Source organism: Limosilactobacillus reuteri subsp. porcinus (genome assembly GCF_036621895.1).
Taxonomy (GTDB): Bacteria; Bacillota; Bacilli; order Lactobacillales; family Lactobacillaceae; genus Limosilactobacillus; species Limosilactobacillus reuteri_J.
In genome coordinates this window covers 1-11,213 of sequence record NZ_LN887406.1, presented here as the reverse complement: position 1 = coordinate 11,213, position 11,213 = coordinate 1, and the positions used below count along the sequence as shown (strand labels likewise).

10 protein-coding genes and 1 pseudogene are annotated in these 11,213 nt (G+C 40.2%); 8 read left to right on the top strand and 3 right to left on the bottom strand.

All coding sequences use genetic code 11. From position 1 onward, the window contains the following. Positions 1–105 precede the first annotated feature (105 nt). Complete coding sequence (locus AACL61_RS05300) at positions 106–1,266, bottom strand: MFS transporter (protein ID WP_102816177.1); 1,161 nt, start codon at positions 1,264–1,266, stop codon at positions 106–108. 293 nt (positions 1,267–1,559) lie between these two features. On the opposite strand from AACL61_RS05300, the gene AACL61_RS05295 reads away from it, so the two are divergent. The 3 genes from AACL61_RS05295 (at position 1,560) to AACL61_RS05285 (ending at position 3,021) form a co-directional block, all read left to right on the top strand. Continuing rightward, a complete protein-coding gene (locus AACL61_RS05295) occupies positions 1,560–1,802 on the top strand; it encodes a type II toxin-antitoxin system prevent-host-death family antitoxin (protein WP_003664790.1) in 243 nt (80 codons plus the stop codon). Further along, on the top strand, positions 1,799–2,122 hold the full coding sequence (locus AACL61_RS05290) for a type II toxin-antitoxin system RelE/ParE family toxin (RefSeq protein WP_339111086.1): 324 nt from the start codon (positions 1,799–1,801) through the stop codon (positions 2,120–2,122). Before AACL61_RS05295 ends, AACL61_RS05290 begins: the two co-directional genes overlap by 4 nt. A 320-nt stretch (positions 2,123–2,442) precedes the next feature. Then, positions 2,443–3,021 (top strand): TIGR01440 family protein, encoded by a 579-nt coding sequence (locus tag AACL61_RS05285; protein ID WP_339111085.1) that lies wholly within the window; start codon positions 2,443–2,445, stop codon positions 3,019–3,021. 170 nt (positions 3,022–3,191) lie between these two features. On the opposite strand, the gene AACL61_RS05280 is transcribed toward AACL61_RS05285, so the two are convergent. Both AACL61_RS05280 and AACL61_RS05275 read right to left on the bottom strand, forming a co-directional pair. Continuing rightward, the gene (locus AACL61_RS05280; protein ID WP_003671487.1) at positions 3,192–4,064 is read right to left on the bottom strand and encodes a TrmH family RNA methyltransferase; all 873 of its coding nucleotides are present in this window, start codon (positions 4,062–4,064) and stop codon (positions 3,192–3,194) included. A 70-nt stretch (positions 4,065–4,134) separates the two neighbouring features. Continuing rightward, on the bottom strand, positions 4,135–5,373 hold the full coding sequence (locus AACL61_RS05275; RefSeq protein WP_098046168.1) for an L-lactate MFS transporter: 1,239 nt from the start codon (positions 5,371–5,373) through the stop codon (positions 4,135–4,137). A gap of 306 nt (positions 5,374–5,679) precedes the next feature. Here AACL61_RS05275 and AACL61_RS05270 point away from each other — a divergent pair. From AACL61_RS05270 to AACL61_RS05250, 5 genes and pseudogenes are all read left to right on the top strand, one after another. Further along, positions 5,680–6,681: pseudogene (locus tag AACL61_RS05270) on the top strand (Eco57I restriction-modification methylase domain-containing protein). A gap of 18 nt (positions 6,682–6,699) precedes the next feature. Continuing rightward, positions 6,700–7,011: a hypothetical protein gene (locus AACL61_RS05265; RefSeq protein WP_339111083.1), complete on the top strand. Its 312-nt coding sequence runs from the start codon at positions 6,700–6,702 to the stop codon at positions 7,009–7,011. Further along, positions 7,008–7,610: a TaqI-like C-terminal specificity domain-containing protein gene (locus AACL61_RS05260; protein WP_339111082.1), complete on the top strand. Its 603-nt coding sequence runs from the start codon at positions 7,008–7,010 to the stop codon at positions 7,608–7,610. Before AACL61_RS05265 ends, AACL61_RS05260 begins: the two co-directional genes overlap by 4 nt. 266 nt (positions 7,611–7,876) lie before the next feature. Continuing rightward, positions 7,877–9,223 carry an SLC45 family MFS transporter gene (locus AACL61_RS05255; RefSeq protein WP_102816170.1) on the top strand — a complete coding sequence of 449 codons (1,347 nt, stop codon included), beginning with the start codon at positions 7,877–7,879 and terminating at the stop codon, positions 9,221–9,223. Continuing rightward, positions 9,223–10,989, top strand: a complete 1,767-nt coding sequence (locus AACL61_RS05250) for a glycoside hydrolase family 13 protein (protein WP_102816171.1) — start codon at positions 9,223–9,225, stop codon at positions 10,987–10,989. The genes AACL61_RS05255 and AACL61_RS05250 overlap by 1 nt, the downstream gene beginning before the upstream one ends. Positions 10,990–11,213: the final 224 nt, after the last annotated feature.

Here is an 11,213-nt window from a genome sequence, read left to right as displayed (position 1 = left end):
CGCAAATTTATGGATAAAATTATCCTCCCAAATAGTATCAAACCTATTAATCCAAAAATAATTTTACTGCTATTGGAATAATTCTTCAAATGCATATAATCATTTCTAGTTGGCGCTTGTTTTAATCAGATAAAGCGAACCAAAAACTGCAATCAAGGCATAGATTGCTCCAACGTATCCAATCTGGTTAATTTGAACAAAATTAATACTGATTGAGGCGGTCAAGGAGCCAATCGATACCCCCACGTTAGTACAAATCGGGTTTAATGAAGAAGCCAAATTCATTGCTTCTGGATACTCTCGATCAGCAATATTCAGAAACATTACTTGCAGAATTGAACCGGGCATTCCTAGGACAAAACAAATAACACACAATAACAGGATCCCTAACCATGCAACATGGAACATTGCATTCATCAACAATAAACAAATAAGGACGGTGCTACTAATAACAATAAGTTTAGTGATCCCAAAACGATTTGCGATTACGCCGGCACATATATTACCAAGAATAAACGTAATTCCAATAAGTCCTAATAGCCATGTTAAGTTAGTCGTACTAAACCCAAGAACATTGGTAATAATTGGGCGAACATAAGTATAGAAGGTATATTCAGCTGACATTAATGTTACCATTACGATAACCCCAAGAATTATTCGCCGATCCTTAAAAAGTTGAACTTGGTTACTTAACGAAGCATTTTCTTGACGACTGTCCCGTGGTATCAGCCAATATAAAAAGCCACAAATAATTACGGTTAAAACCGAAATGAGGGCAAAACTATCCCGCCAAGAAAAAGCATTACTAATTGCCGTTCCAACGGGGACTCCTACAATCGTAGCAATACTAAAACCAGCGAAAGTTGAAGCGACCAGCATTGCCCGTTTTTCAATTGGCGCAATCATACTTACAAATACAAGAATCAATGAAATAATTGTCCCCGCGACCGCAGCTGTTACAATCCGCGAAACAAATAGCCAAAATAGGTTAGGCGCAACTGCGGTTAAAGTGTTACCGATTAAAAAGATCAGCATTAGCACCATCAAAACCTTAAAACGATCAAACTTACCTGTCAAAGTGGTAATTAAAGGCGTGCAGATAGCATAAATAATTGCAAAACTAGTAACTAAAAAGCCAACCGTTGATAATGAAGCATGGTAACTTTTGGCAATATCAGAAATAACCCCCACAACCATAAATTCATTACATCCTAATAAAAATGCGGTTAAGACAAAAACAACGGACTGCAAGCGAAATTTAGACATATTCTTAGCTCCTTTCGTATAAAAAAATGCTGGAAAAATACCGATAAAATCAGTATTTTTTCCAGCAACCTACCTTCGAACGTACCTTTTGATAAACAAAAGGCATATCTACAAAATGTAGTATAGCAAAGGATTATTTGAGTTTCAATTCTTCTTGAAAGATAGTATCTGTCACATTTTTATAGATCGCCTAAAGTATACATCTTTCTACATAGTTTATATAGTAGAAGCATACCCTTTTTTGCTGTAAATATTACTTAAAATATCGTACAATGTTAGTGAGGTGATTAATCATGATGAAGATGTCAATAAAACCCGTTTCTGCTTTACGTGATTACAATAAACTACTAAAAGAAGTAGATGCTGATAATCCAGTATTTTTAACTAAAAATGGTTATGGAAAGTATGCGATTGTTGATATTGAAAGTTATGATCGATTTGTAAATGGCATGAAAGTTCTTAAGGATCTTCAAGAAGCCTCGGCTGAAAGTGGATTATACACGCTAGACGATGTATTTGGAGAGCTTGATAAATGAAAAATTATCAAATAGGATTTAGAGGTGCAGCAAAGCGAGATGTTGATAATCTGTATCAATATCTTATTCATAAGTTTAATAAGCAGACTGCTGATAAGGTGAGTGGTTCTCTGAAACATTCAATTGAACGTTTATCGGCAATGCCAGGATTGGGTAAAGATGCTGCAGAGTTATCTGAATTATTAGCTGGCTATCGTTTTTTACCATTGAAGCGCAACACGGTTTTTTATCGTGTTCATGATGATAAACAATTAGTTGAAATTTTGCGCATTTACGATAATCGTATGGATATTATTGCGCATTTATTGAATGACAGATAGCAGTAATACTTCATCCGAGATCTAGCAAGGTATTTCTAATATATTTGTAGAAAGTTATTTTGATGAGGTATTTAGACTTCACTAAACACAAAAGTCCCTCGGTAGTCGTCCATAATTACCAAGGGCTTTATTTGTCTGTCACGTGGATTACTATGCTCCTTATACGCTTTCTGAACTAACTAGTAATAATCGTCAAGAAATTGGGCATTAATCTCTTTTAGGCTCATAAATAGAGCAGGTAGCTATTAGCTACACAAAGGTTTTTCCTAGTATAATGTGGATAATTAGATATATTATTCATAATAAAGGAATGATAATTAATGACAGTAGATGGAATTAATCTTGATAAAATTAAAGAACAAACAGCAACAGGTTTAACCGAATTATTGGATCAAGCTCAGTTAGAAAAAGATGACCTCGTAGTGTTAGGTCTTTCAACTAGTGAAGTCCATGGCGGAATAATCGGAAAGGACTCTAACATTGAGATTGCCTGGGCGATTGTTTCGACAGTTGTTAATATCTTACGAAAACACCAACTCCATTTAGCAGTCCAAGGTTGCGAGCACCTTAATCGGGCACTTGTTGTCGAACGAAATGTAGCTAAGGAGCGCAGCTTTGAACAAGTTACTGTCTTCCCTTCGCTCCATGCAGGTGGTGCAGGACAAATTGCTGCTTTTGAAAACTTTAACGATTCGATTGAAGTTGAACACATTACTGCTGAAGCCGGCATGGACATCGGTGATACCTCGATTGGCATTCATGTTAAGTTTGTCCAAGTTCCAGTTCGCACTTCGATAAAACAAATCGGACTGGCTCATACGACTTATCTCCGCAACCGATCAAAATTGATTGGTGGTGCGCGCGCAAAATACGAATGGGATCCGTTTGACAATAAATAATTTTAATTATGAGGCTGCGAGAAAACTTTTTCAACAGCCTCTTTTTTTATACGAATCTTGTTACGATATCGTGGAAATCCTTGTAGACTAGCTTTGCATTGTAGCCATCCTTGCGGGAGTGGGACTAAAAACTCGCAAGCAAGTTTAATTCTATTCCCTTTTTCGTTCAATTATTTAACTTTCCGATTACCCAATTCCCAAAAAGCGAGGGCCGAGGCAGCCGCCACATTTAAGGAATCAACGCCTGTAGCCATCGGGATCTTAATTGTAAAATCACTCTGCGTAATTGTATTTTCTCTTAATCCCGGCCCCTCTGAACCAAGGATAATGGCTAATCTATCCACCTTAGCTAACTGAGGATCATCAATATCAACCGTGTTATGACGGAGCGCCATCGCGGCTGTTTTGTAGCCAGCTCGATGAAGAAGATCAACTCCTTCTGACTGCCAAACTTTAGCATCAACATAGGTCCACGGTACTTGAAAAACCGTTCCCATAGCTACCCGTGAGGCCCGGCGATAAAGGGGATCAGCTGAGTCGCTCGTTACAATTACCCCATCAATTCCGAGAGCTGCGGCTGAGCGAAAAATCGCCCCAATGTTGGTGGGATTAACAACACTTTCCAGGATTGCGATACGCGGATGGTCACTGGGCATAGTAGCCAAAAAATTATTTAGACTTGGCCGTTCGACACGGTGCATAGCTGCTAATGCTCCTCGTAAAAGATTATAACCACCACCAGCCAACTGCCGAAGTAATTTACTATTAACTACATAAATTGGCGTTTGTTCTAATCCCCTAGTTTGGTTAATTGCCATCTCATGATCCAAATCAGCCAAGTCGCGCTCTAGTTCCTTTTCTTCTATTAAAAGAGATGCTGGCCGATAACCTGCTCGTAAAGCTCGTTCAATCACTTTGGGACTTTCCGCAATAAATAAACCCGGATTAGGTTCAAGAGCATGAAAAAGTTGTGCTTCATTAAGTCGCATATAAGGATCTAAATCTGATCCTGTAAGATCTGTAAGAAAAATTAAATTATGCATATTGAATTTACCTTATCTTAAAAACTGAATTAGTTTAGTATACTCTTATTTTCGACCTTTTTCATGACGGTTATTTTATAACGAGTTTCGTTTGCCGATTAGTAATAAAATCACGTTGAATCAAAAGAGAAACAATCATTGCTAAAGCATCAATAATTATGAAAACAATTAAGGTGACATAGTAATTGTGGAGAACTTGGTGTGTGTAAGAAAGAAGAAGGGGTCCCACCATCCCAGCAATTGCCCAGGCAGTTAAGATATAGCCATGAATAGCTCCAAGTTCTTTTGTCCCAAAAACGTCACCGAGATATGCCGGAATCACAGAGAATCCCGCCCCATAACAAGACATTAATAAGCACAACGCTAATGCAAAGATAAATGGCGCCTTAAATAAAAGAAGAACAAAGAGCATCACAATATCAAGAACAAAAATCAAACTATAGGTAAGTGGCCGGCCAATAAAATCTGATAAAGTTGCCCAAGCTAGACGACCAAAACCATTAAATAGACCAATGATACCAACCATTACGGCAGCCGCATTCGCTGTCATTGTCGTCATGTCCTGGGCCATTGGTGAAGCAGCTGAAACTAGCCCAATTCCGGTAGTGATATTAATAAAAAACATAAACCATAGGAAGGCAAATGTCCGTGTCCGCAAAGCCTGATTAGCAGTTAATTCGCGACCAGTCAAACTTATCCGTTCAGCATTCTTAGCAATCGCTGGAGGGAGTTCATGTGATCGTGGCTTCTTGATAAATTGGGCAGCAACCAGCATTACAACAAAATAAAAGCCTCCGAGAATGTAGAAGGTATTTACAACGCCAACGTTCGCCATTAAACTTTGCGCAATTGGCCCCGTAAGCATCGCTGCAAAACCAAAACCCATAATCGCTAAACCAGTAGCTAGTCCCCGCTTATCGGGAAACCAACGCACGATAGTAGAAACCGGGGTTACATATCCTGACCCTAATCCTAAGCCACCTATTACTCCATATGCGACATATAATAACCATAATTGATGAGACTGAATTGCTAATCCCGTTAAGGCAATCCCACTCCCATAGCAAATACTTGAAATAGTTCCAGTAACTGTTGGCCCAAATTTTTCTACTAAACGCCCCATAAAGGCAGCTGACATCCCCAAGCAAAAGATAGCTAAGCTAAATGCAAACGATACTGAAGTTTCCTTCCAGCCTGTATATCCAGAGATTGGTTTGGTAAACACACTCCATGCATAGACACTACCAATCATCAAATGCAAAATTACTCCTGCAATAGCTACTCCATAACGATTTCTTGTTTTCGGCATCTTCACTACTCCTTCTCTACATAATTTACGAACTTTTTCATAAATTAAGCTCTATAAGTTCGTCTATTTAAAAATATCATAGAGCAACTAACTTATCAATAAGAAAAAAAACGAACAATCTAATTTAGCGATAGCATTTATTACTGCTTGAAACTTACCTTTAATAGCAAAAAACACCCAGCTTTTACACTGGATGTTTCTCATTGGCAAATATGTTATTTTTAATTGAGTTGACTTAGTTTTAAAACTACCAAAGTACCATCATATCGCAGTTCCAACTCTAAGTTACATTATATAATTCTATTCGTGCTTAATGAATTAATCGCAATCAAATCTCAACTAAAAGTGTTGTTTGATGCCAATGGGAAAATCTTAAATGACGTGCAATGTTTAGTTGTAAACGATGAGTTAATCGTGCAAGACATAAATGGTGATCGCTTTAAATATAGTACGAAGGAGCCTGGAACCCTAAGGATCCAAAAAGCACTTTTCAACCAGAAGCGTACTATAATTGAAAATTGCCTTTATGGCGTTGATATAAATCCTAACTCTGTAAATATCTGCCGATTGCGTCTCTGGATCGAGCTCTTAAAAGATGCCTATTATTCAGAAACCGGTAGCTTAACTACTCTACCTAACATTGACATCAACATTAAAGTCGGTGATAGTTTAATCCGTCGCTTTGATTTAAACGCTCACTTCGATATGCGGAGAAATAACTTTAAAGACTATTTGTCATTAGTTAAGAAGTACAAGAACACTAGTAACAAAACTGTTAAGGCTGATATTAACAAAGAAATTCAAAACATAAAGAATGAATTCTTTGGCAGTTTTAAAACCCCTGCTGGAGAGAGGCTTGACCGTGCGCAAGCTAGAATGAATAAAGTTGGACAGGGCAATTTATTCCACGAAACCAACCTTAAAGAATTAAAAGCCAAGGCTAAAAAGGCTCAGGAAGCATACGAAAAAGCAAAAAACAGTCCAGTATTTAATCATAGCATGGAATGGCGAATGGAATTTCCAGAAGTCTTAGATAGTAATGGTGATTTTGTGGGCTGGGATCTTGTAATTGCTAATCCGCCATACATCTTTGCAAGAAACTAGTCTTTTGATAATTACACGAAGCAATACTATTTAAGTCATTACACAGTTGATGAGTATCAGGCAAATACCTATACCTTGTTTATGGAGCTTGGATACAATTTGCTAAAACAAGGCGGTACTTTTGCTTACATCATCCCGAACAATATGCTGACTATTCATAGTAATCAGAAAATACGTGACTTCCTAATTAACAAAACGGGGTAACTTGAGATTATTAACTCCATGGACAAGCTTTTTACCGACGCCAATGTTGATAATTGCTTGGTATTCTTTAAAAAAGAATGTCCAAATACCATTACTGTGGGAGAGTTAGATCATGGAGAATACAAATTATTTGGCACGGTCCCTAGTGATTTCTTTGGGAACGAAAAACCTATCTTTAGTATTTCTATGGTGAAATACAAGGCTACCATAGATGCTTTTTGGAAGATGAACTTAAGTAAAGCTCTTAGTAACTATGCTGATGTAAAAACGGGAATAAAAGCATATCAGGTAGGCAAGGGTCTTTCCAAGTTGCACCCAGGTTCAAAATGACTAAAGAAGATAGAGACGGTCGCGTGTTTCATAGTAAAACTAAAATTGACAGTTATTATTTACCGTATATAAACGGCAATAATGTTCAACGATATTATTTAAAACCAAGTACAGAATATATACAGTACACCGATGGACTAGCAGAACCACGTAGATCAACCAATTTTACAGAGCCCAGAATCTTAGTGCGCCAAATACCAAATAAAAATGAATACGCAATTGATGGAGCGTTTGCTGATACAACCATCATCAATGATATTAATTCGATGATAGTTGAAAATACTAAGGGCATTGACATCCTTGCTATCCTTGGAATTCTTAACTCCAAGCCAATAACTTTATGGTTTCTAATGAAATTTGATAAGTTTCAGTGTAGACTTTTTCCTCAGTTTAAGGTTAATGAATTGGCACAATTTCCTATTCCAGAGTTGACCGATGATGCCGAGAAAGAACTCTCTACATTGGTATCTGAAGCAATGGATAAAAGAAAACACGGGCAAAATATTTCCAAAGAGAATGAGCGCATAGATGAACTGGTAATAAGTGCTTTCAATTTAAACGAAAGCGAAAAACAGTCCATTAGAGACTTCAAGTTTTGACCAGGTAAAACCAATATTTTATAAAGATATGATTGTTAATCCTGTATTCAGAAATTTGGAATAATAATAAAATTTAAATGGATTGTCAGTTTACCTTAAAAAAGTAAATGTGCGGTAAGAATTTAGGGAGTCCAAGGGACCGTCAGCTTTTAAAAGTAAACGGTTGCTAATAATTTTGTGCAAGCGGTTGCATCAGGTGGCCGATAGCAGTATTATGTAAGCGTAATCATTACAGACTTATTAATTATCGATGGAGGTACTATTATATGAGCGAGAAAAAGTTAAATAAAAATTTGCCGTCCCTCGCGTTTTCAGTATTAATGCTGATGACGTTTGGGAACCTGGGGACTTCGATGGCCTTTGCTTTGCAGAGTGCTAACATGGGGCGGATCTTCCAAACCCTGGGGGCGGACCCAACCAAGCTAGGATGGTTTTTCATCCTGCCGCCATTAGCAGGGATGGTTGTTCAACCACTGGTCGGCTACTTTTCCGACCGGACCTGGATTCCTAAAATTGGGCGGCGGCTCCCTTACTTGATTTTAGGGACGATTGTGGCTGTCATTGTGATGTGCCTGTTGCCGAACTCCGGCTCGTTTGGTTTCAAGACTTCGACTGCGCTATGGTTCGGCGCGGTAGCCATCCTATTTATGGACCTGTCTTCAAATATGTCGATGCAGCCATTCAAGATGATGATTTCTGACATGGTAAACGATGAACAAAAGGACCAGGCTTGGTCATGGCAGACGATTTGGGGAAACATCGGGTCCGTTGCCGCTGACCTCTTCCCGTTTTTCTTGACCTGGATTGGGGTTAAGAATATTGCAGCTAAGGGTGAATTACCAGATTCTGTTAAGTGGTCATTCTATATTGGAGCTGCGATTTTAGTTGTTTCATCAATCTTTACTATTTGGAAAGTTGACGAATATGACCCAGAGACTTATGCCAAGTACCACGGCTTAGACCAAAATGCTAATATTAGTGAAAACTTCTTCACAATTGTTAAACACGCGCCCAAGGTTTTCTGGACGCTGGGAATTGTTGAATTTTTCTCTTGGAGTGGTTTCCAATACCTGTGGACTTATGGTGCAGGGACGGTAGCCCAAAACATCTGGCACACTACGAATGCTTCTAGCGCTGCTTACCAAGCTGCCGGAAACTGGTTTGGTGTCCTGTCTGCTGTTGAAGTCGGGGTAGCAATTATTTACGGATTGGTTTTGCAAAAGCTGAATGACCGAATTCGGAAACCTGCCTACGCCTTAGGAATGGTCCTGGGTGCCCTCGGCTTCTGGGGCTTATCTGTTGCGCCGACTAAGCTATTATCGTTCGTTGCTTTTATTGGTATCGGGATGTGCTGGGTTACGATCAACTCTATCCCGTTCACTATCCTGACGAATGCCCTGGATGGTAAGCATGATGGTACTTACATGGGGTTATTCAACTGCTGGATCTGCTTCCCACAGATTGTTGCTTCTATTTGCTCCTTTGCCCTTTATCCGTTATTGGGCAACTACATTCCACACATGCTGGTCGTATCTGCTGTCCTAGCACTGATTGGGGCATTTGCGGTTTACGTTGTCAAGGAAACCTCTGTTGAAAAGGGAGATATTGAATAATGAATCTTGCTGCTATCTACCACCGGCCGGAAAGCGAAATGGCCTTTCTTTATGACTCTCAGACGATGCATATCCGTTTACGGACTGCTAAAGATGACGTAAAAGCGGTCCAGCTATTGCACGGTGACCCTTACAGCCTTCGCAGCCTGGCGGGAATTAAACCGCCATTTTATACCAAACCGACGCCGATGAAGAAAATCTTGTCAGATGACCTCTATGATTATTGGCAGATTGCGGTTACCGAGCCGAAAAAGCGCTTGGCGTATGCCTTTGACATCACTGGCGCTGATGGGACGAGGGCGGTTTATACCGACCGGGGCTACCTTCAGCCAGATGACCACGCGGCCTTGAATGATTTAAATACCTACTTTCGGATGCCCTTCTTCCAAGAGATTGATATGTTTCATGCTCCAGAATGGGTAAAGAAAACGGTTTGGTACCAGATTTTCCCCGAGCGCTTTGCCAATGGTGATCAGTCCAACGACCCTGCTGGTACTAAAAAGTGGAATGCCAATGACCATCCTGGTCGTCAGGATTTCTATGGCGGTGACTTGCAGGGTGTACTGGACCACCTTGACCACCTTCAAGCATTGGGTGTCAATGGGATCTACTTTAACCCGCTTTTTAAAGCCCCTTCTAACCATAAGTATGATACAGAAGACTATTACCAGATTGATCCTCACTTTGGTGACGCCGCCTTATTTAAGGAAGTGGTCGCCCAGGCTCACAAGCGGGGGATTAAGGTAATGCTAGATGCCGTCTTTAACCATATTGGTGATAAGTCGCCGCAGTGGCAGGACGTTCTTAAAAACGGCCAAAACTCGAAATATGCTGATTGGTTCCATGTTAATAAGTTCCCAGCAACTTACACGCCGACCAAGAACTTTGAATTTACCCCGGATGCAACTTACGATACCTTTGATTACACACCGCATATGCCGAAACTCAATACAGCTAACCCAGCAGTGCAGGATTACTTGTTGGGAATTGCCAAATATTGGATTGAGGAATTTGATATTGATGCTTGGCGGCTGGATGTGGCCAATGAAATTGACCACCACTTCTGGAAGAGGTTCCACCAGGAGACAACGGCCCTCAAACCAGATTTTTATATCCTAGGTGAGATTTGGCATACCTCGCAGGCGTGGCTGAACGGGGACGAATTTAGCGGGGTAATGAACTACAGCTACACCGGTGCTATTTTGGACCACTTCATTAACCACCGGCTTAGTGCGGAACGAATGATTGATCAGCTTAGCAACCAGCTGATGAAGTACCGTGACCAGACTAATCAGATGATGTTTAATGTCTTGGATTCTCATGATACAGCGCGAATTATGACTCAGGCCCACGATAACCGGGACCTAGTCAAGCAAACTTTTGCCTTTACATTCTTGCAGCCTGGAACACCGTCAATTTACTATGGCACCGAGTACGGCATGGATGGAGACAATGATCCGGACTGTCGGAAGCCAATGAACTGGGCGCCAGACGATGATGCTCAAGAAATGCTTGCATATTTTAAGAAGCTAGTCGCATTGCGTCGTGACTATGCTGACCTAATTGCAGGCGGGACAATTGCATTTAATGTCCTGCCAATCGGGGTGGTGGAAGTTTCCCGTACAGGTGCTGGGAAAGTGCTTAAAGGACTCTTTAACACCACGGGTGCACCAGCGGAGTTAGCAACCAGGGGCCAACTGCTTCTTAGTCAGGGAATGCAGGGGCACCAGCTGGCTCCAGACGGTTTTGCGATAACAATTGAATAACGAGTAGCGGGATGACTGGACAGCCAGCCGCTGCATTCTTATCATTAAAATAGCAAAGAGGTCGGGTTATTTCCCGGCCTCTTTTTAGTTATTTAAATTAATTTGATAACATAAGTAGGCGTACAATACCCCTTAGGGTTGAGGCTGGGAAAAAACTCCTAGTCCAAAATAAAAACCGGATGATGAATTTTTTGAACAATTCATCATCCGGTTTTTATGTACAC